16 protein-coding genes and 1 other RNA gene are annotated in these 21,077 nt (G+C 66.3%); 2 read left to right on the forward strand and 15 right to left on the reverse strand.

Annotation, left to right across the window (positions count from 1 at the left end; genetic code table 11):
* Window positions 1–12 precede the first annotated feature (12 nt).
* The 12 genes from AC6LJ9_RS06800 to rnpB form a co-directional block, all read right to left on the reverse strand.
* Window positions 13–963, reverse strand: a complete 951-nt coding sequence (locus tag AC6LJ9_RS06800) for a D-alanine--D-alanine ligase (protein WP_212314343.1) — start codon at window positions 961–963, stop codon at window positions 13–15.
* Window positions 960–2,366, reverse strand: coding sequence for a UDP-N-acetylmuramate--L-alanine ligase (gene murC / locus AC6LJ9_RS06805; RefSeq protein WP_498146955.1), 1,407 nt, complete (start codon window positions 2,364–2,366; stop codon window positions 960–962). Before murC ends, AC6LJ9_RS06800 begins: the two co-directional genes overlap by 4 nt.
* Window positions 2,363–3,439, reverse strand: a complete 1,077-nt coding sequence (gene murG, locus AC6LJ9_RS06810) for an undecaprenyldiphospho-muramoylpentapeptide beta-N-acetylglucosaminyltransferase (RefSeq protein ID WP_498146956.1) — start codon at window positions 3,437–3,439, stop codon at window positions 2,363–2,365. The genes murC and murG overlap by 4 nt, the downstream gene beginning before the upstream one ends.
* Window positions 3,436–4,629 carry a putative lipid II flippase FtsW gene (gene ftsW / locus AC6LJ9_RS06815; RefSeq protein WP_212314346.1) on the reverse strand — a complete coding sequence of 398 codons (1,194 nt, stop codon included), beginning with the start codon at window positions 4,627–4,629 and terminating at the stop codon, window positions 3,436–3,438. The genes murG and ftsW overlap by 4 nt, the downstream gene beginning before the upstream one ends.
* The gene (murD, locus tag AC6LJ9_RS06820; RefSeq protein ID WP_498146957.1) at window positions 4,626–6,158 is read right to left on the reverse strand and encodes a UDP-N-acetylmuramoyl-L-alanine--D-glutamate ligase; all 1,533 of its coding nucleotides are present in this window, start codon (window positions 6,156–6,158) and stop codon (window positions 4,626–4,628) included. Before murD ends, ftsW begins: the two co-directional genes overlap by 4 nt.
* Entirely contained in the window at window positions 6,155–7,324 is a 1,170-nt protein-coding gene (gene mraY, locus AC6LJ9_RS06825; protein WP_103272489.1) for a phospho-N-acetylmuramoyl-pentapeptide-transferase, read from the reverse strand. The genes murD and mraY overlap by 4 nt, the downstream gene beginning before the upstream one ends.
* The gene (murF, locus tag AC6LJ9_RS06830) at window positions 7,314–10,169 is read right to left on the reverse strand and encodes a bifunctional UDP-N-acetylmuramoyl-L-alanyl-D-glutamate--2,6-diaminopimelate ligase MurE/UDP-N-acetylmuramoyl-tripeptide--D-alanyl-D-alanine ligase MurF (protein ID WP_498146958.1); all 2,856 of its coding nucleotides are present in this window, start codon (window positions 10,167–10,169) and stop codon (window positions 7,314–7,316) included. The genes mraY and murF overlap by 11 nt, the downstream gene beginning before the upstream one ends.
* Window positions 10,166–11,893 (reverse strand): peptidoglycan D,D-transpeptidase FtsI family protein, encoded by a 1,728-nt coding sequence (locus tag AC6LJ9_RS06835; RefSeq protein ID WP_212314350.1) that lies wholly within the window; start codon window positions 11,891–11,893, stop codon window positions 10,166–10,168. The genes murF and AC6LJ9_RS06835 overlap by 4 nt, the downstream gene beginning before the upstream one ends.
* Window positions 11,890–12,174, reverse strand: a complete 285-nt coding sequence (gene ftsL, locus AC6LJ9_RS06840) for a cell division protein FtsL (protein ID WP_103272486.1) — start codon at window positions 12,172–12,174, stop codon at window positions 11,890–11,892. The genes AC6LJ9_RS06835 and ftsL overlap by 4 nt, the downstream gene beginning before the upstream one ends.
* Window positions 12,174–13,268, reverse strand: a complete 1,095-nt coding sequence (rsmH, locus tag AC6LJ9_RS06845; RefSeq protein ID WP_498146959.1) for a 16S rRNA (cytosine(1402)-N(4))-methyltransferase RsmH — start codon at window positions 13,266–13,268, stop codon at window positions 12,174–12,176. The genes ftsL and rsmH overlap by 1 nt, the downstream gene beginning before the upstream one ends.
* A gap of 7 nt (window positions 13,269–13,275) precedes the next feature.
* Entirely contained in the window at window positions 13,276–13,704 is a 429-nt protein-coding gene (gene mraZ / locus AC6LJ9_RS06850) for a division/cell wall cluster transcriptional repressor MraZ (protein ID WP_062685149.1), read from the reverse strand.
* Between the two features lie 425 nt (window positions 13,705–14,129).
* Window positions 14,130–14,534: RNase P RNA component class A (rnpB, locus tag AC6LJ9_RS06855), an RNA gene on the reverse strand.
* Window positions 14,535–14,646: 112 nt separating this feature from the next.
* On the opposite strand from rnpB, the gene AC6LJ9_RS06860 reads away from it, so the two are divergent.
* Window positions 14,647–16,476 carry an ATP-binding cassette domain-containing protein gene (locus tag AC6LJ9_RS06860; RefSeq protein WP_498146960.1) on the forward strand — a complete coding sequence of 610 codons (1,830 nt, stop codon included), beginning with the start codon at window positions 14,647–14,649 and terminating at the stop codon, window positions 16,474–16,476.
* A gap of 91 nt (window positions 16,477–16,567) precedes the next feature.
* Here the strand turns inward: AC6LJ9_RS06860 and pyrC are convergent, their stop codons facing one another.
* A complete protein-coding gene (gene pyrC, locus AC6LJ9_RS06865; protein ID WP_212314359.1) occupies window positions 16,568–17,632 on the reverse strand; it encodes a dihydroorotase in 1,065 nt (354 codons plus the stop codon).
* 14 nt (window positions 17,633–17,646) lie between these two features.
* Window positions 17,647–18,840, reverse strand: a complete 1,194-nt coding sequence (locus AC6LJ9_RS06870; RefSeq protein ID WP_212314360.1) for a M20 aminoacylase family protein — start codon at window positions 18,838–18,840, stop codon at window positions 17,647–17,649.
* 148 nt (window positions 18,841–18,988) lie between these two features.
* Here AC6LJ9_RS06870 and AC6LJ9_RS06875 point away from each other — a divergent pair, with 148 nt between their 5' ends.
* On the forward strand, window positions 18,989–19,267 hold the full coding sequence (locus AC6LJ9_RS06875) for an SWIB/MDM2 domain-containing protein (protein ID WP_006217453.1): 279 nt from the start codon (window positions 18,989–18,991) through the stop codon (window positions 19,265–19,267).
* Between the two features lie 530 nt (window positions 19,268–19,797).
* Here the strand turns inward: AC6LJ9_RS06875 and AC6LJ9_RS06880 are convergent.
* Window positions 19,798–20,163, reverse strand: a complete 366-nt coding sequence (locus AC6LJ9_RS06880) for a hypothetical protein (RefSeq protein WP_212314362.1) — start codon at window positions 20,161–20,163, stop codon at window positions 19,798–19,800.
* Between the last annotated feature and the right edge of the window lie 914 nt (window positions 20,164–21,077).

Genomic DNA, 21,077 nt, shown 5'->3' on the forward strand with positions numbered 1-21,077 from the left:
GGAAAATCCAGGTCAGGCGTTACGGGCGGGGCTGCGCATCTTGCACGCAGCGCCAGCGAGAATCGACACGCAGAGATCGGCATAGCTCATCCCCACGGCCTTGGCCGCCATCGGCACGAGCGAATGGCTCGTCATGCCGGGCGAAGTGTTCATTTCCAGCAACCAGGGCTGATTGGCGCGGTCCAGCATGAAATCGGCCCGCCCCCAGCCCTCGCAGCCCAGCGCGCGATAGGCGCGCACGGCGATGTCCGCGACCTGCGCCGCCACGTCCGCCGGCAGGTCGGCCGGGCAGAAGTACTGCGTGTCGTCGGAGAAATACTTGTGTTCGTAGTCGTAATTGCCGCCGGGCGCGGCGATCTCGATCACCGGCAGCGCGCGCGCGGTCTTGCCCGCGCCCAGCAGGGCCACCGTCAATTCGCGGCCGGTGATGAACTGTTCGGCCAGCACCTCGGCGTCGAACTTCGCCGCCGCCTCGTAGGCGCCCTTCATGTCGGAATAGCCGGCGACCTTGGTGATGCCCACGGTCGAACCTTCGTGCGGCGGCTTGATGATCAGCGGCAGGCTCAGGCGGTCGGGCACCAGGCGCAGCTCGGTGTCGGCGTCCAGCACCTCGAAGGCCGGCGTGGGCAGACCGTGCTGCAGCCAGACGCGCTTGGTCATGGTCTTGTCCATGGCCAGCGCCGAGGCCAGCGGGCCGCTGCCCGTATAGGGAATGCCCAGCAGTTCCAGGGCGCCCTGGATCGAGCCGTCCTCGCCATAGCGGCCGTGCAGCGCGATGAACACGCGGTCAAAGCCCTGCGCGGCCAGGTCGGCCAGGCTGCGCTCGCCGGTGTCGAACAGGTGCGCGTCAACGCCGGCGGAGCTCAGCGCCTGCTGCACGCCCGCGCCCGACATCAACGACACTTCCCGCTCGGCGGAACGACCGCCATACAGCACACCCACCTTTCCGAATTGCGCGCTCATGCCAGTTCTCCCACCTGGGCCGGGACCTTGCTGATCGACCCCGCGCCCATCACGATCACCACGTCGCCGTCCCGCACGAAATCCAGGACCGCCTGCGGCAGTTCCGTCACGTCTTCCACGAACACCGGTTCGACCTTGCCCGCCACCCGCAGCGCACGCGACAGGGCGCGGCCGTCGGCGGCCACCAGCGGCGGCTCGCCAGCGGCGTACACCTCGGTGAGCAGCACGGCGTCGGCCGTTCCCAGCACACGCACGAAATCCTCGAAGCAGTCACGGGTGCGCGTGTAGCGATGCGGCTGGAACGCCAGCACAATGCGGCGGTCGGGCCAGGCGCCGCGCGCGGCGGCCAGCGTGGCGGCCATTTCCACCGGATGGTGGCCGTAGTCGTCGATGACGGTGAAGGTGCCACCGCCATGCGCGGCCGGCACGGCGAATTCGCCCGTCTGGGTGAAGCGGCGGCCAACGCCCTTGAAGGCGGCCAGCGCTTCGCAAATGGCCTCGTCGGCCACGCCCAGCTCGGTGGCCACGGCGATCGCGGCCAACGCGTTGCGCACGTTGTGCAGGCCGGGCAGGTTCAGTTCCACCTGCAGCGGCGGCAGCAGCGTGTCCATATACGTGCGCTGCACGTTGAAGCGCATGCGCGTGCCGTCGGCCTGGACCTCGTAGCCGCGCACCAGGGCTTCCGGGTTCAGGCCGTAGGTGGTGATGGGACGCGACACGAAGGGCATGATCTCGCGCACATTGGCGTCGTCCACGCACAGCACGGCGCTGCCGTAGAACGGCAGGCGCTGCGTGAACTCGATGAAGGCGCTCTTCAGGCGCGCCACATCGTGCCCGTAGGTGTCCATGTGATCCGCGTCGATGTTGGTCACGATGGCCATCACCGGCAGCAGGTTCAGGAACGACGCGTCGGATTCGTCGGCCTCGACCACGATGTAGTCGCCCTGACCCAGACGCGCATTGGCGCCGGCGGAATTCAGGCGACCGCCGATCACGAAGGTCGGGTCCAGCCCGCCGGCGGCCAGCACGCTGGCCACCAGGCTGGTGGTGGTGGTCTTGCCGTGCGTGCCGGCCACGGCGATGCCGCGCTTCAGGCGCATCAACTCGGCCAGCATGATGGCGCGCGGCACCACCGGAATGCGGGCGGCGCGTGCCGCGATCACTTCGGGATTGTCGCCGGCCACCGCGGTGGACGTGACGATGGCGCCGGCGCCGGCCACGTTGCTGGCCGCGTGACCGATCGCGATCTTCACGCCCAGGCCCGCCAGGCGGCGCGTGACGGCCGACTCATTGAGATCGGAACCGCTGATGGCGTAGCCCAGGTTGAGCAGCACCTCGGCAATGCCGCTCATGCCCGAGCCGCCGATGCCCACGAAATGGATATGTCGAATTCTGTGTTTCATGATGAACGCCCCGCTGCTTGTTCACAGACGTCGGCGATATGAGCCGCGGCTTCGGGGCGCGCATGCGCGCGGGCCCGTTCGGCGACGGCTTGCAGTTCTTGTCGAGTGCGCCCGCCCAGCCAGTCCGCCAGCCACTCGGGCGTCAAGGCGGGTTGCGGCTGCAGCCAGGCGGCCTGCGCGTCGCTCAGGAAGCGCGCGTTGGCGGTTTGATGATCATCGATGGCATGCGGGAACGGCACGAACAGCGCCGCCACGCCGGCCGCCGCCACCTCGGACACCGTCATGGCGCCCGCGCGACAGATCAGCAGGTCGGCGTCGCCCAGGGCGCCGGCCATGTCCTCGATGAAAGCGCGGCAATCCGCCTGCACGCCTGCCTGGGCGTAGGCCTGCTGCAACGCGGGCAGATGCTGTTCGCCGGCCTGATGGATGACCGTCGGACGGCGATCCGCCTGCATGCGGGCCAGCGCCTGCGGCACGGTGGTGTTCAGCGCCTGCGCGCCCAGGCTGCCGCCCACGACCAGCAGGCGCAGCGCGCCGGCGCGCGCGCCATAGCGTTGCGCCGGATCGGGCAGCGCGCACAGATCGGCGCGCACCGGATTGCCCAGCGCTTCGCCCTTGGGCAGCACGCCGGGGAAACCGCTGAGCACGCGGCGCGACATCCGGGCCAGCCATTTGTTGGCCGTGCCGGCCACGGCGTTCTGCTCGTGCACGACCAGCGGCGTGCCCCGCAGCGCGGCGATCACGCCGCCGGGAAAGGCCACGTAGCCGCCCATGCCCAGCACCACGTCCGGCTTGACGGCGGACAGCCGTCCCCAGGCCTGGGCGAAGGCGCGCAGCAGCAGGAACGGCAGCTTGAGCAAGGCCGCCGCGCCCTTGCCGCGCACGCCGGCAAAACGCAGCGGCACCAGCTCGATGCCGCGAGGCGGCACCAGCCGGCCTTCCATCTTGTCGGGATTGCCCAGCCACAGCACGCGCCAGCCGCGTTGGCGCAGCACATCGGCCACGGCCAGGCCGGGCATGATGTGGCCGCCGGTGCCGCCGGCCATGATGAGGATGGTCCGGGCGTTCGTCATACCCGTCCCCCGCGCATCATGACGCGATTTTCCACATCCACGCGTATCAGCATGGCAAGCGCGCACAGGTTCATGACCACGCCCGAGCCGCCATAGCTCATCAGCGGCAGCGTCAGGCCCTTGGTGGGCAGCAGGCCCAGGCACACGCCCATGTTGATGAAGGCCTGCACGCCGAACCACATGGCCACGCCATGCGCGACCAGGCCGGCGAACGTGCGTTCCATGGCGATGGCCTGGCGGCCGATGTCGAAGCCGCGATAGACGATGATGGCGAACAGCGAGATCACCAGCATGACGCCGGCGAAACCGAGTTCTTCGCCAACCACGGCCATCAGGAAGTCGGTATGGGCCTCGGGCAGGTAGTGCAGCTTCTCGACGCTGGCGCCCAGGCCCACGCCCAGCCACTCGCCACGGCCCAGCGCGATCAGCGAATGCGACAACTGGTAGGCGCTGCCATAGGCGTTGTCTTCGTTCCAGGGATCCAGATAGGCGAACAGGCGCGCGCGACGCCACGGCGACAGCCAGATCAGCATCAGGAAGGTGCTGACCAGCACGCCCAGCAGGCTGCTGAAATACTTGCCGTTGATGCCGCCCAGGAACAGGATGCCGATGGCGATGGCCACGATCACCATGAACGCGCCCAGGTCGGGCTCGAGCAGCAGCAGCATGCCCACGCCGGCCAGGGCGAAGGCCATGGGCAGGAAGCCGCGGGCGAAGGCCTGCATGTGCTCCTGCTTGCGCACGGTGTAGTCGGCGGCGTAGAGCAGCGCGGCCAGCTTCATCAGCTCGGAAGGCTGGAAATTCAGCGGACCCAGCGGAATCCAGCGGTGGGCGCCGTTGACCTCGCGGCCGATGCCCGGGATCAGCACGGCCACCAGCAGGATCATGGCCAGCACGAACAGCGGCACCGCCAGGCGCTGCCAGACGCGGATCGGAATGCTCAAGGTCACCGCGGCGGCCAGCAGGCCGGCGCTGATGAAGGCGCCGTGGCGGATGACGAAGTAATAGCGGCCATAGGACGCGTAGCGCGGGCCGTCGGCCAGAGCGATCGACGCAGAATACACCATCAGCAAGCCGAGCAGCAGCAAGGTCGACGCCGCGATCACCAGCGGCAAGTCGAAATTGCGCATGCGCGTACGGCCGGGCCGTACGGCGTTGACGCTGGCGGTGAGTTCGGCGAACAGGCTCATGCGACCTCTCCGCTGTCACGGGCGAGCTCGTCGACCTCTTCCACGAATACCTGGCCGCGATGCGGGTAGTTGCGGAACATGTCCAGGCTGGCGCAGGCCGGCGACAGCAGCACGGCGTCGCCGGGCTTGGCCAGTCCCGCGGCATGGCGCACGGCCTCATGCATCGAGGTGGCGGACACAAGCTCGACGCCGGTCTCGGCCAGCACGCGGCCGATCTCCGGGCCGTCCTGTCCGATCAACACCACGGCACGCGCATGGCGCGACACCACCGGAATCAAGGGCGAGAAGTCCTGGCCCTTGCCTTGTCCGCCCGCGATCAGCACGACCTGCTGGCCCATGCCTTCCAGCGCGGCAACGGTCGCGCCGACGTTGGTGCCCTTGCTGTCGTTGATGTAGTCGACATCGCCGACGGTACGCACGAAGGCCGCGCGATGCGGCTCGCCCGCATAGTCGCGCAAGGCGCGCAGCATGGCGCCCCAGCCCAGGTCCAGGCAGCGCGCCAGCTGCATGGCGGCCAGCGCGTTCAATGCGTTGTGCGTGCCGCGGATGCGCAAGGCGTCCACCGGCATCAGGCGGCTCATGCGGCCGTTCGGGCGCACGGGTTCCGGCGCATCCTTCTTGCGGCGCACGGGCGGCGCCGGCTCATCGAAATCGTTGGGCTCGGCGGCCACCAACCAGGCCATGCCCTGGCCCGGTTCCAGGCCCATGTCACCGACCCGCTCCGGCAGTTCACGACCGAAACTGCGCACATCCAGCGCATCCAGCTTGGCAACCATGGCCACGGTCAGCGGATCGTCGCGGTTGACGATCTTGACGCGCGCCATCTTCAAGAGGCGCGCCTTGGCATCGGCGTAGGCCTGCATGCCGCCATGCCAATCCAGGTGGTCCTGGGTCACGTTCAACACCACGGCGGCGTCGGCCTGCAGGCTGTGCGTGGTTTCGAGCTGGAAGCTGGACAGCTCCAGCACCCAAACCTGCGGCAGCGCATCGGTGTCGAGCGCGCCCATCAGCGCGGTCAGCGCGGCCGGGCTGATATTGCCGGCGGCCAGCACCGACATGCCGCTGGCATCGATCAGTTCGCGCGTCAGCGCGGTCACGGTGGTCTTGCCATTGGTGCCGGTCACGGCCAGCAGGCGCGGACGGTAATCGCGCGATTCGGCCAGCTCGACCAGCGCGCGGGCGAACAATTCGATTTCGCCCACGACCTCGAGGCCGCGCGAGGCCGCCTCGTCCAGCAGTGCCTTGGCCGGTTGCTGCCCGGGCGCCAGACCCGGACTGATCACGACCTGCGACACGCCGTCGAGCAGCGCCACATCGAAGGACGTGTCGCAACCCAGCCGGTACTCCACCTCGCTCTGCGCCAGCGCGTCGCGCAAGGCGGCGAGTCCGCCCGGCTCGGCGCGCGTGTCGGCCACGCGCAAGCGGGCGCCCTGGCGGGCGCACCAGCGTGCGGCGGCAACACCCGACTCGCCCAATCCGAGGATCAGGACGAGCGGCGCGTCAGCGCGGGAGGATTCCATCGTATTCATCGCAACTTCAATGTCGAAAGGCCAATCAGCACCAGCATCATGCTGATGATCCAGAAGCGCACCACCACCTGGGTTTCCTTCCAGCCGCCCACTTCGAAGTGATGATGCAGCGGAGCCATGCGGAATATGCGTCTACCTGTTCCATAACGTCGCTTGGTGTACTTGAACCAGGTCACCTGGATCATCACCGACAGCGTTTCGACGACGAACACGCCGCCCATGATGAACAGCACGATTTCCTGGCGCACGATGACCGCGATGGTGCCCAGCGCGCCGCCCAGCGCCAGCGCGCCCACGTCGCCCATGAACACCTGCGCCGGATACGCGTTGAACCACAAAAATGCGAGTCCCGCGCCCCCTATCGCCGCGCACAGCACCATCAACTCGGAAGCGCCGGGGATATACGGGAACAGCAGATACTTCGAATAGTCGACGCGGCCGACCACGTAGGCGAAGATGCCCAGCGCGCTGCCCACCATCACGGTGGGCATGATTGCCAGGCCGTCCAGGCCGTCGGTCAGGTTGACGGCGTTGCTGGTGCCCACGATCACCGCCCAGGTCAGCGCCACGAAGCCCAGCACGCCCAGCGGATAGCTGACGGTCTTGAAGAACGGCACGATCAGGTCGGCGCGCGTCGGCAGGGACATGGTGAAACCGCTGCCAACCCAGGCCTTGAACAACGGCCACAGATCGGCGTTGGCCGGGGCGGACACGGCGAAGGCCAGGTACACGGCGGCCACCAATCCGATGGTGGCCTGCCAGAAGAACTTCTGCCGCGCGGGCATGCCCTCGGGGTCGCGGTAAACGACCTTGCGGTAATCGTCCATCCAGCCGATCCAGCCGAAGCCGAACGTCACCAGCAGCACCACCCAGACGAAGCGGTTGGTCCAGTCCGCCCACAGCAAAGTGCTGATGGCGATGGAAATCAGGATCAGCACGCCGCCCATGGTGGGGGTGCCGGTCTTGACCAGATGGGACTCGGGACCGTACGAACGGACGGCCTGGCCGATCTTCATCTCGGTCAGCTTGCGGATCACGCGCGGACCGGCGACCAGCCCGATCAACAGGGCCGTGGCGCACGCCAGCACGGCGCGCAGCGTGATGTATTCGAACACGCCCAGGGCGCGCACATCATCGGAAAGCAGACGGGCCAGCTCAAGCAGCATGGTGGTCTCCCGGCGCCTGAGCCGTCTGTCCGTCGTTGGTGGAAAAAGCCGTCACTACCCGCTCCATGCGCATAAAGCGCGAACCTTTGATCAATACGCAGGACGGCCGCAAGCCGCGCAGGGCGGCAACCACTTCGTCTACCGATGCGCAGGCGCGCGCGCCCTCGCCGAATGCGGCGGCTGCCGCACGGCTGGCTTCGCCCAGCGTGATGAGTGCGTCGAGCCCCTGCTCGCGCGCGTAATTGCCCACCTCGACATGCATGGCGGGACCGTTGTCCCCGACTTCGCCCATGTCGCCCAGCACCAGCACACGAGTGCCCGCGATGCGCGCCAGCACGTCGATGGCCACGCGCGCGGAGTCGGGGTTGGCATTGTAGGAATCGTCGATGAGCAGCGTTCCGTCGCTCATGACCTTGTGCTGCATGCGGCCCGCCACGGGGCTGAAGCCGGCCAGCGCGCGGATCGCCGCTTCCAGCGGCGCGCCCGCGGCGACGGAAGCGGCGATGGCCGCCAACGCATTGCGCAGATTGTGCAGGCCGGCCACGGGCAACACCAGGTCGGCCGTGCCCACCGGCGTCACCACCTTGCAACGGGTGGAAGCCACTTCCGCCAGGATCTGCTCGGCGTAGACGTCCAGGCCCGGCTGCAGACCGAAGCGCAGCGTGCGGCGCGATCCCGCCAGCGCATCCCAGATGGGGGAATACGGCTCGTCGCCCGGATAGACGGCCACGCCGCTGTCGGGCAAGGCAGAGATCGCCGCGCCGTTCTCGTGGGCCACCGCCTCGACGGTATGCATGAATTCCTGGTGCTCGCGCTGCGCATTGGTCACCAGGGCGACCGAGGGCGCGGCAATGGCGGCCAGCTGGGCGATCTCGCCCGGATGATTCATGCCCAGCTCGAACACAGCGGCGCGATGCGTGGCGCGCAGGCGCAGCAGCGTCAGCGGCACACCGATATCGTTGTTCAGGTTGCCGGCGGTCGCCAGCCGGTTGGCCTCGCCCTTCCAGGCGGCCAGCACGGACGAGATCATTTCCTTGGTGGTGGTCTTGCCATTGCTGCCCGTGACCGCCACCACCGGCAGCGAGTAGCGGGCGCGCCAGGCGGCACCGATGCGCATCAAGGCCACGCGCGTGTCGCCCAGCACCAGTTGCGGCAGCTTCACGCCCGCGACGGGATGCTCCACCACAGCGGCGCAGGCGCCGCGCGCCTCGGCCTGATCCAGATAGTCGTGGGCGTCGAACTTTTCGCCGGCCAGGGCCACGAAGAGTTCGCCGGCGCCGATGCGGCGGGTATCGGTGGAAACCGTCGCGACCTGCGGCAACAGCAGCGCCAGGCGCGCCCATTCGCGGTCGTCGAACGGCAGTTTCTCGCCGCCGATGTCCTGATAGGTTTCATGGCCCTTGCCAGCCAGCAGCAGCACGTCTTCCGGCGCGCAGGCCCAGACGGTTTGCATGATGGCGCGGGCGCGGTCGACCTGCTCCACGGCATCCGCCGAAGCGGGCACGCCGGCCATGATCTGCCGGACGATGTCCTCGGGCACTTCGTGGCGCGGATTGTCGCTGGACACCACCACGCTGTCGGCCAGTTCCGCCGCGATGCCACCCATGACCGGACGCTTGCCCGGATCGCGATCGCCGCCGCAGCCGAACAGGCAGACCAACCGGCCCGAGCGGGCGTTCGCCACCGGCCGCAGCGCGGCGAGCGCGCGCGCCAGCGCGTCGGGCGTGTGGGCATAGTCCACCACCACCAGCGGGCCACGGGCGCCCGCGGCCTGAACGGCCAGGGGCTCCACGGTCTGCAGCCGCCCATCGACCGGATCGGTGGCGGCCAGTTCGCGCGCGATCTGCGCGAACGGCAGGCCCAGGCGATAGAGCACGCCGGCGACCAGCAGAAGATTGGAAACGTTGTGCGCGCCCAGCAGGCGCGTGACGATCTGCGCCTCGCCATGCGGCGAGACCAGCGTGAATATCTGTCCCTGGGCGGTCGCCTGCAGGTCGCGCGCGCGCATCGTCGCGGGCACGGCAGCGTCATCGCTCAGGCTGTAGCCGGTGGCGGCCAGTTCCTGCGGTAACGTGGCCAGCAGGCGTCGGCCGGCCTCGTCGTCGGCATTGATTACGGCGCCGCCCAGCTCGGGCCAATGGAACAGGCGGGCCTTGGCGGCCTCGTAGCGTTCCATGGTGCCGTGGTAATCGAGATGATCGCGAGTCAGATTGGTAAAGGCAGCCAGCGCGACGCGCACGCCGTCCATGCGGCCCTGCTCGATACCGATGGACGACGCTTCCATCGCAACGGACTTGGCGCCGGCGTCGCGCATGGCGGCCAGCAGGCGATGCACAGTCAGCACGTCGGGCGTGGTCAGGCTGCCGCCCAGCGTCTGGCCGTCGGGCAACACCGCCCCCAGCGTGCCGATGGTGCCGCAGGCCTTGTTATTGCGGCTCAGCGCGTGCGCGATCCATTGGACCGAAGAGGTCTTTCCGTTGGTGCCGGTGACGGCGACCACGGCCAGCTCGGACGACGGACGGCCGTACCAGGTATCGCCCAGCCCGCCCAGCAGGCCGCGCAAGCCGCTGACCTGCAGCAACGGAACCTCGCCGGCCTGGGCCAGCATCGCATCTTCCACGGGCGCTTCGCACAGTACCGCGCGGGCGCCTTGCGCCACGGCCCTTTCTATATAGAGACGCCCGTCGCTGGACAAGCCGGCGCAGGCGACGAACACATCGCCCGGCTCGATCTCGCGCGAGTCCAGCTTGAGATGCGCGGTCAAAGACACGCGCTCATGCAACCACGCCACGGTCTGCTCAACCGTGGCGGCTTGGGAATTTGACTGGAAGCCTTTGGCGTTCATCTGCCTGGCTCCTTCAAACCAGCAACAATCGTGGATTCGAAGGGTGCGTCGGGACGCACCCCCATAAGCTGCAGACTCCCGCCGACGATGCGGGAGAACACAGGCGCGGCGATGGCGCCGCCGTAATAGCCTCCGACCGTCGGCTCGTCGATGGACACGGCCACGACGATCTTGGGATCGGACACCGGCGCGAAACCGACATACGAGCTGCGGTAGCGCTGCATGCTGTACTTGCCGTCGACGATCTTGCGTGCCGTGCCGCTCTTGCCGGCCACGCGGTAGCCACGCACTTGCGCGGCCTTGGTGCCTTCGGGGCCGGCGGCGGCTTCCAGCATGCCGCGCACCAGCGCGGTGGTCTTGGGCGTGTAGATGCGCACGCTGGTGGGATCGCTGTCGCGCTTGACCAGCGTCATCGACACCATGTCGCCGTTGCGGGCGAACACGGTATAGGCGCGCGCCACCTGCAGCAGCGACACGGACAGGCCGTAGCCATAGGCCATGGTGGCCTTTTCGATCAGGCGCCAGCGCTCCCAGGGGCGCAGGCGTCCGGGCGCCGCGCCGGGAAAGCCGACCTGAGGGGCCTGCCCCAGGCCCAGCTCCGTGAAGCGGTTCCACATCTCGCGGGACTCGAGCTTCTCGGAGATCAGGGTCATGCCGATGTTGCTGGACCTGCGCAACACGCCGGCCACGTCCAGCGTGCCGTTGCGGCTGACGTCGCTGATGGTGCTGCCCTGATAGACAAAACGGCCGTTGCCGGTCTCGAACATCGTATTGGGCGTGATCCGACCCAGGTCCAGCGCCAGCGCGGCGGTGAACGGCTTCATGATGGAACCGGGCTCGAACGTGTCGGTAATGGCCTGGTTGCGCAGCTTGGCGCCCTGGAAGGACTCGCGCTTGTTCGGATCGAAGGTCGGCACGTTGGCCAGCGCCAGGATTTCTCCGGTATGCACGTCCAGGACCACGGCGGTCGCGCCCTTGGCCTGGTGCTTGTCCATGGCGTCCTTCAGTTCCTTGAACACCAGGTATTGCAGACGAGTGTCGATGGACAGGCGCAGGTCGCGGCCATCGACCGGCAGGGTGACGGCCTGCACGTCCTCGATGACGCGACCCAGGCGGTCCTTGATGACGCGGCGGCTGCCGGGCCGGCCCGACAGCTGCTGGTTGAAGGTCAGCTCGACGCCTTCCTGGCCCTGGTCCTCGACGCTGTTGAACCCGACCACGTGCGCCATCACATCGCCGTCCGGATAGTAGCGGCGCGTTTCAGGCTGCTGGTGCACGCCCGGCAAGCCGAGCTGCTTGATCTTGTCGGCCGCTTCCATCGAGACCTGGCGCTTGAGGTAGACGAAGTTCTTGTCCTCGTCGACCCGGTGCCGCAGATCAGCCGCCGGCATTTCGAGCAGCTTGGCCAGCGCGTCGAGCTGGGCCGGCGTGGACTGCTTCACGTCTTCCGGAATGGCCCAGATAGCGCGCGCCGGCACGCTCGAGGCCAGCACCGCGCCATTGCGGTCCATGATCTTGCCGCGCGTGGCGGACAGCGTCAGCGTGCGCTCGTAGCGACGCTCGCCCTGCTGCTGCAGGAATTCGGTCGACAGCCCCTGCAGGAACAGCGCGCGACCGGCCAGCACGGTGAAACCGCCAAACAGCAGGATCAGCACCAGACGGGCGCGCCACGTCGGCAGCTGGCCGCGCAGCACGGGGTTGTCGAAGAAAGGGACACGCTTCATTGAGCGCCTCCAGTGGCCGGCGCCTGATTCAGGTACAGCGTGCGGTCCGGCACGATGGAAATCATCTTGAGACTATCGCGCGCAATGGCATCCACGCGCGCGTTGCGCGCCAGTTCGGCACGCTCCAGCTGCAACCGCCGCCAGCCGACTTCGAGGTCGCGCTCCTGCGCCTGATCCCTGCCCAGCTCGACGAAGAGCTGGCGCGACTGATATCGGCTGGTGACCAGTGAAATGGCCGACAGCATCAGCAACGCGGCAATGATCAGGTTGACGCGGCCCATCAGCGGCGCCCTCCCTTTCCGCCCTTGCGCGGGACGGCGAGGTCGCTGCCGGGCAAAGAACCCGTATGCACGAAGGCGGCGCCGCCTTCGGCCGGCAACGGCGTGGCGCTGCGCTCGGCCGCGCGCAATACTGCGGAGCGGGCGCGGGCATTGACCGCCACTTCATCGTCCTCGGCCTGGACGCGGCCAAGGGAATACAACACGGGCTGGGGCATCTCGCTTTCGCGCAGGGGCAGGCGTGCATACGCGGCGGCCGGCTTGGCCGCCGCCACGATGCATTGCTTGACCATGCGGTCTTCGAGCGAATGAAAGCTGATCACCGCCAACCTCCCCCCCGGGGCGAGCAGATCTAGAGCTGACGCGAGGGTGCGAGCGAGCTCTTCGAGTTCCCGATTGATGTAAATCCGTAGAGCTTGAAAGGTGCGTGTGGCCGGATGCTGCCCCTTTTCGCGCGTGCGGACGGCGCTGGCGACGCACTCGGCAAGTTCGAGCGTGGTGCGCAGCGGCCTTGTTGCGCGGCGAGCAGCAATCGCCTTTGCAACCTGAAAAGCAAACCGTTCTTCGCCATAATCCGCTATGACCTCCCGCATCTCATCCACACTGGCTTGCGCCAGCCAATCCGCCACCGTGGGACCACGGGTGGTGTCCATCCGCATGTCGAGCGGGCCGTCCCTCATGAAAGAGAAACCACGCTCGGCATCGTCGATCTGAGGCGAGGAAACGCCCAGATCCAGCATCACGCCATCGACCTTGTCGATGCCGCGCTGCTGCAATTCTTCGGCCATGGTGGCAAAGCCGCCATGCACCACTTGCACCCTGGAATCCTCCGCTGCCAGCGCGGTGGCCACGGCGATCGCCTGGGGATCCTTGTCGAACACCACCAGCCGCGCCTGCGGGCCCAGGCGGCTCAGCAGTTCGCGGCTGTGACCGCCACGGCCGAACGTGCCGTCCACGAAGACGCCGCGTTCCGCCCGCAAGGCGGCATCCGGCCCGGACTGCGGATGCGACCGTGACGCACCCTTGCCGCCGAAATCGGCCAGCAAAAGCGCGTCCACCGTCGGCTCCAGCAAGACGGGCCGATGTTCGAATTCCATAGCTGTTTCAGAACGAAAACTGGTTCAACACATCCGGCATACCCTTGGCCAGGTCCTCGGCCTCGCGGCTGGCCAGGGTAGCGGCGTCCCACAGCTCGAAGTGCGCGCCCAGACCGAGCAGCATCACATCGCGCGTCATACCGGAAGCGTTGCGCAGTTCAGGAGCGATCAGGACCCGGCCGGAGCCGTCCAATTCCACATCCTGAGCGTTGCCCAGCAACAGCCGCTGCAGCGCGCGGGCCGACATGGGAAAGGCGGCAATCTGCTCGCGCTTCTTTTCCCACTCGGGACGCGGGTACACCAGCAGGCAGCCGTCGGGATGGCGAGTCAGGGTCAGCCGGCCATCGGCCTGCGACACGAGCGCGTCACGGTGCCGGGTCGGAATCGAGATCCGTCCCTTGGCATCCAGCGTGAGCGCGCTGCTTCCCTGAAACACCACTTTTACCCCACTTAATTGCACAATTTCCTACTATTTCCCACTCTACGGTATGGGGCAAACCGGGTCAAGCGCACGGTTGCAATTTTTTCAATCACAACAAGGACTTAGAGCAACTTGTAAAACATAAAAAAAGAAAACCTCCCAATAAATCAGGAGGTTGCGTCACTATCTAAAAGTCCTTCTTGAAAAGTGGCGGCTAACAATGGCTTTGCATTGTTTTGGATAGCGCTCCCGCCCCCGGCGGCGCGGGCTTCGAACGCCGCGCAGGGCTTGCGGCCTTCAGAAATTTGCCGCCCCAGGTTCGCCGACGCCGTGATCCACCATCGGCATCGGCCGGCCGCCCAAGGCCCCGCGGCACGGCACGGCGCCAAGACCCGCTATCGGCGCCCACGCCCGCACGGGGCCGCGCCGCGAAAATATCAATGCAAGACGGGCCTGTAGGCCGGATTCTGTACACCGGGTTGCCCCGGCGGACGATCATTCCTCTGCGCGGCTCATTGCTGAGCCGCTGTAGCCATCTACCCGCATGCTTGGACGGAGCCGCCCTTCGCGGTCCGAAGACCGCACGCATGCCTATTTGATGTTGCTCCGGGTAGAGGTTGCCGCGTTTCACCCTGCGATGCCGCCGCCCGTTACCGGACGGCGCGATACGGAGATGGCCGTACCTGTGCGCGTCGCCGCGCCCGCCCCGCAGACTCGTCTCTGTGGCCCTATTCCTCGACATCGCCCGAAGACGACACCGGACGGCCGTTAGCCGCTACCCTGCCCTGTGGAGTCCGGACCTTCCTCGATGGATTCGCATCCACCGCGATCGCCCAGCCCGCCTTGCGCTGCGTATTCTAGTACACCCCGCGGCTCCGTCCCCCTGAGGCACGGGCCCAGGCTTCCTGCGACAATACGCGCTGACTCCCGCATTGACGCCGCAGACACGATTCTTACATGGCCCTCGCAACCCTCATCACCCTGACAGACATCCAGCTGGCCTATGGCCATCACCCGCTGCTGGACCATGCCGACTTCTCCATCCAGGCCGGTGAACGCATCGGCCTGATCGGCCGCAACGGCGCCGGCAAGTCCTCGCTGCTCAGGCTGCTCGACGGCCGGACCCTGCCCGACGATGGCGACATCGCCCGCAGCTCGGGCCTGCGCGTGACCACCGTCGAGCAGGAGCCCGAGCTCGACGAGAACGCCACCGTGTTCGACGTGGTCTGCAACACGGAAGGCGACCATGAAGACTGGCAGCGCCCGTCGCGCGTGCGCGCCGTGCTGGAAAAGCTCGGCCTGCCCGCGGACGCGCAGATCGCCGGCCTGTCGGGCGGCACGCGCAAGCGCGTGGCCCTGGCCCGCGCCCTGGTCGACGAGCCGGATCTGCTGCTACTGGACGAGCCCACCAACCACCTGGACTTCGACGGCATCGCCTGGCTGGAAGACATGCTGCGCAACTGGAAAGGCGCGGCCGTCATCATCACGCACGACCGCCGCTTCCTGGACGCCGTGGCGACCCGCATCGTCGAACTGGACCGCGGGCGCCTGCTCAGCTTTCCAGGCAATTTCTCGCAATGGCAGGAGCGCAAGGCCCAATGGCTGGAATCCGAGCGCCTCGAACAGGCTCGCTTCGACAAGCTGCTGGCCCAGGAGGAAGTGTGGATCCGCAAGGGCGTGGAAGCCCGCCGCACCCGCAACGAAGGCCGCGTGCGTCGGCTCGAGCGCCTGCGCGTCGAGCGCGCCGAGCGCCGCGAGCGCGTGGGCAACGTGTCGCTCGCGCTGGCAGAAGGGCAACGCTCCGGCAAACTCGTCGCCGAACTCGAACACGTCGGCAAGCATTTCGGCGACAAGACCGTGGTGGATGACTACTCGACCACCATCCTGCGTGGCGACCGCATCGGCATCATCGGCCCCAACGGCGCCGGCAAGACCACGCTGCTGAAGCTGATCCTGGGCGAAATGACGCCCGACAGCGGCAATACCCGCATGGGCACCAACGTTGAGGTCGCCTATTTCGACCAGATGCGCGCCCAGCTCGACGAGAACGCGACGCTGGTGGACATCATCAGCCCGGGCAGCGAGTGGGTGGAGATCGGCGGAACGCGCAAGCATGTCATGAGCTACCTGGGCGACTTCCTGTTCTCACCGGCGCGCGCCGGATCGCCGGTGCGCAGCCTGTCGGGCGGCGAACGCGCGCGCCTGCTGCTGGCGCGGCTGTTCGCACGCCCCGCCAACGTGCTGGTGCTGGACGAACCCACCAACGACCTGGATATCGAAACGCTGGAACTGCTGGAAGAGCTGCTGCAGGAATACTCCGGCACCGTGCTGCTGGTCAGCCACGACCGCGCCTTCCTGAACAACGTGGTCACGCAGACCATCGCTTCGGAAGGCGATGGCCGCTGGCGCGATTATGTGGGCGGCTACGACGAATGGCTGATACAACGCCCGGCGCCCGCCTCGCTGGCCGCCGATGCGGACAAGGCATCCAAGCCGGCGCTCGACGAAGCCGCCGCGCGCGCCAAGGCCGCCAAGCCGAAGCCGGCGCGCGCCGCGAAGATGAACTCCTGGGAACTGCGCGAGCTGGAAGGCCTGCCCGACGCCATCGCCGCGCTCGAGGCGCAGCAGGCCGAGCTGGCCGGCAAGCTGGCCGACGGCAGCCTTTACCGGGACGCGCCGGCGGAAGTGGAGCGGATCAACGGCGAACTGGCCAAGCTGGAGAGCGAACTGGAAGAGAAATTCGCCCGCTGGGAGCTGCTGGAAGCGCGCCGAGAAAGCGCGCTCTGAGCGCCGCTCGGAGCATGAAAAAGCCCTGCTTATATATAAGCAGGGCTTTTTTCTGCACGGATCATTTCGGCCGGCCGTCCCGGCCCGATGCTCAGACCTGGGCGCGCCAGGCCAATGCTTCGCCCGCGGCCAGCGGCACCAGGGCAGTATTGCCGAAAGGCAGTTCGTCCGGCACCTGATAGGTTTCGCGAACCAACGTCAGCTTGCCGGTATTGCGCGGCAGCCCGTAAAAGTCAGGGCCATGGAAGCTGGCGAAGCCTTCCAGCTTATCCAGCGCGCCCGCCGCGTCAAAGGCCGTTGCGTAGAGTTCCATCGCATGCAGGGCGGTGTAGCAACCGGCGCAACCACAAGCATGCTCCTTCAGGCCACGCGCATGCGGCGCGCTGTCCGTGCCCAGGAAGAAGCGCGGACTGCCGCTGGTGGCGGCCGCGACCAAGGCCTGGCGATGCGTCTCGCGCTTGAGGATGGGCAGACAGTACCAATGCGGGCGCACGCCGCCCTGGAAGATCGCATTGCGGTTGTACAGCAGATGCTGCGGCGTGATGGTGGCGGCGATCGGCCCTTCGGCGTCGCGCACGTACTCGGCGCCTTCCTTGGTCGTGATGTGCTCGAACACGACCTTCAAGGCGGGGAAGGCGCGGCGCAATGGCTTCATCACGCGCTCGACGAACACCGCCTCGCGGTCGAACACATCGATGGCCGGGTCCGTGACTTCGCCATGCACCAGCAAAGGCATGCCACATTTTTCCAGCGCTTCCAGCGCCTTCGCGCACTTGCCCAGCAGATCGGTGACGCCCGCGTCGGAGTTGGTGGTGGCGCCAGCGGGATACAGCTTCACCGCATAGACCTGGCCGGATTCATGCGCGCGGAAGATCTCCTCGCCCGACGTGTTGTCGGTCAGGTACAGCGTCATCAGCGGCGTGAAGGCGTCGGCATTGCCGCCCGCCTTGGCCAGGGCCTCCAGGATACGGCCGTGATAGGCGATTGCCTGCTCGGTCGTGGTCACCGGCGGCTTGAGGTTCGGCATGATGATGGCGCGCGCGAACTGCCGCGCCGTATCGGCGACCACGGCTTCCAGCGCCGCGCCGTCGCGCAAGTGCAGATGCCAGTCGTCGGGGCGGGTGATGGTGAGTTGCTTGATTTGCGCAGTAGACATGGGTCGCTTCTTGCTTAATCCGCCAGGGGCATACCCCGCTCGGCCAGCGCGCAGAACATCGCGCTGCCCAAGGGAATGACGGCATCGTTGAAATCAAAATGGGAGTTGTGCAGCACGCAGCCGGAATCCGCTCCGCCCTGCCCCAGCCGGAAATACGCGCCGGGCTTGGTCTGCAACATGAAGGAGAAGTCTTCCGAACCCATGGAAGGCGTCAGGTCGCGAACCACGTTTTCCTTGCCGATCATCTCGGTCGCGATATCGGCGACGAGGTTGGCGTGCTGCGGGGTGTTCAAGGTCGCCGGATAGATGCGTTCGTAGATGAGCTCGGCGCTGCCGCCGAAGGCGCCCGCGATCGCGGTCACCAATTCGCGCATGCGCGTCTCGACCATCTCCTGCACTGATTTGCGGAAGGTGCGGACCGTGCCGACCAGCTTCGCCTCGCGCGGAATCACGCTCATGGCGCCGGGATGGCCGGCCTGCATGGAGCCGATGGAAACAACGGCCGAATCCAATGGATTCACATTGCGCGACACGATCGTCTGCAAGGCGGTGATGATCTGCCCCGCGATGGTCACCGGATCGATGGTCTGATAGGGATGGGCGCCGTGGCCGCCACGCCCCGTGATCTGGATCTCGAAGCGATCTGCGGCCGCCATCATCGGACCGGGATTGATGCCCACGGTGCCCGGTTTCAGGCCAGGCCAGTTATGCAGGGCATAGATGGCATCGCACGGAAAGGTGTCGAACAAGCCGTCTTCCAGCATGGCGCGCGCGCCGCCGCGGCCTTCTTCCGCGGGTTGGAAGATCAGCACGGCGGTGCCGTCGAAGTTGCGCGTCTGCGCCAGATACTTCGCCGCACCGATCAGGATCGCCGTGTGTCCGTCATGGCCGCAACCGTGCATCAGGCCCGGCTTGGTGGACTTGTGGCCGAACTCGTTGTCTTCAGTCATTGGCAAGGCATCCATGTCGGCGCGCAAGCCGATCATGCGTCCACTATCGCAACGCTTGCCGCGAATCACGCCGACCACGCCGGTCTTGCCTATGCCCCGATGCACTTCGATGCCCAACGCTTCCAGCGAGCCGGCCACGATGCCCGAGGTGCGCACCTCCTCGAATCCCAGCTCGGGATGGGCGTGCAAATCGCGCCGCAGCGCTGTCAATTCGTCATGAAACAGCCGAATTGATTCCAGGGGAGACCTTGCGTACATAGGAGGTTACACAATGATGTGGTAGGAGGGACCAGTCTGTATATTTTAGTTGCTACAGAGGATAAATGGCTTTGTCTTTACGGGAGAGACACGTTATGCTCCGGCCGCAGGACAATTTTTCCAACAGCCAGAGAAGGAGCGCCGCATTATGGCCACAACCTCCAAACCCGCGACCGCGCGCAAGCCGAACGCTGCATTCATGAAGCCCCTGACCCCGAGCGCCGAACTGGCTGCCGTCATCGGTTCGGAAGCCGTGCCGCGTACCGAGGTCACCAAGAAGATCTGGGAATACATCAAGAAGCACAACCTGCAAGATGCCAGCAACAAGCGCAACATCAACGCCGATGCCAAGCTGCGCCCGATCTTCGGCAAGGATCAGGTCACGATGTTCGAACTGACCAAGCTGGTCAACGCACATCTGAAGTAAGCAGGCTAAGGGCGTACGGCGTACGTCCCTGCCTCTTGCCATTGCGACGCCCAGGCTTTGGTCCGGGCGCATCGCTCACACAGCGCCGGCGGGTTCATCGCCAGGCAGCATCCCAGCCCCACGGGCAATCAAGCAAGCCAGCACCTCTCGCGTTTAGCACTGATGGAATCCGTGGCATTGCCGATTGCGTGGTGAGCCGTCACTGCCTCGAAACCCACGTCGATATTGACTCTCCGCGTGGCTCTCAAGATTTGCGATGTGGATGCCGAGCATGCGGCGCGGTGCTTGGATCAGCGATGCCACGACGGTCGCGTGGTGCCATCGTCCCCGAGCTGAGACTCCTGATGGACGCAGACTGCCATGTGCAGACATGCTTGCCCGCACAGCGTCAGAGGCGCTAGACCTCGCCATGCGATGGAACGCCGCGACTGGCAAGGCAGTGCTCATGCTGGGCCGCTGCGCTCTGCATGCGTCGCGCGAATGACAAGGCCGGCAATAGCCGGCCTTGATGTGATGGGCTCAAATCCGCATCAGGCGTAATGCGTCGGCGCGTTGCCCTCCAGCAGCGCCAGCAGGCCCTTGATCAGGCGGTACAAGACCCAGACCACCGTCGCGGCAAGGCCTATCCAGCCGATGAAGATATACACAGCCAGGGCACTGATCGCCATCCACAGCAACGCCCACCAGAACGTGCGCAGCAACCAGTCGAAGTGCGCGGCGTAGACCGTGCCAGCCACGTCGGCGCGCTTCAGATACATCAGCACGACAGACGCCAGCGTGGCAATGCCCAGAAAACCGCTGCTGAGAAAGCCGAGCGCATACAGGCCATAGGCCACGTAGGTCAGCGTGCGCAGGTCCAGTTTCGTACCGGGCCCGGGGGTCTGGGTATCACTCACGATAACGCTCCAACGAATAGATTTCGGTCAATCTTACCGCACAAACACCCCCCATCCACGGGCGTTGTTATTTATGCACAATGAGGATTGGCGCGGGTTTCCAGGCCATCTCGTATCGATCTCGGGCATTTGGACTAGGCGCTCGGCACTTCTGGCCAACATACCTTGCCATGCGAGCTCGGACCATCGGGAATCGGGTTGGCTTGCCTGGCGTTGGCGCGGAAAGCATGACCAGTGCATGTCCTGTCACGAACGGTGGCCAGTGAGCTTGGATTTTCGCGACAAGTGCATGCCTGAGTGTCGAAGGCGGCGTGGCGAGGAAGTGTTGGCGGATGGATATCATTTGGAGTTCAGGCGGTGCCGGCCTCCTGCCCCGTCTCGACGATAGCGGGCACCTCGATCAAACGGATACAGACGAGCGCAAGTAGCAGTGCCCCTGAGCTCGCGAACTAGATTCTTTGCGCGTTGCCGAGCTGACACACTCTTCTCCAGAGCGTCCATGCCAGGTGCAGGAATTCGCGCAATCGACGGGACGGCCGCTGGCGGACAAAGAGCGACCAGCCGAGCGCTGTAGTCGATACTGTTTTTCGAGACGCTGGGGCGGCCACAGAGCTAGAAGCGCGTCGGCATCTACACATTTCTTGTTCGTTTTGGCCGGCATTACCATGAAGAGAGTGGAGGCGCGCGGTGAACGTCAGCGTGCTGGCGGATCGCGTGCCCATGCGGCGGCTGAGCGAGGACTTCCTGCCGCCCTTGCGGCAGGCAGTGGAACGGATCAGCGAGTTTCTGGCAGCCTAGCCTGGGCCTGCCGTATTTAGAAGCAGACCTTGCCGCACTCAAGGGCAGAAGTCTTGCGGAGGTAGCTGGCGCTGAAGAATCTCTGCAACCCGTGGCGCTTTGGCACCTGCATCCTC

This window comes from Achromobacter sp. 1011811831, from assembly GCF_059760905.1.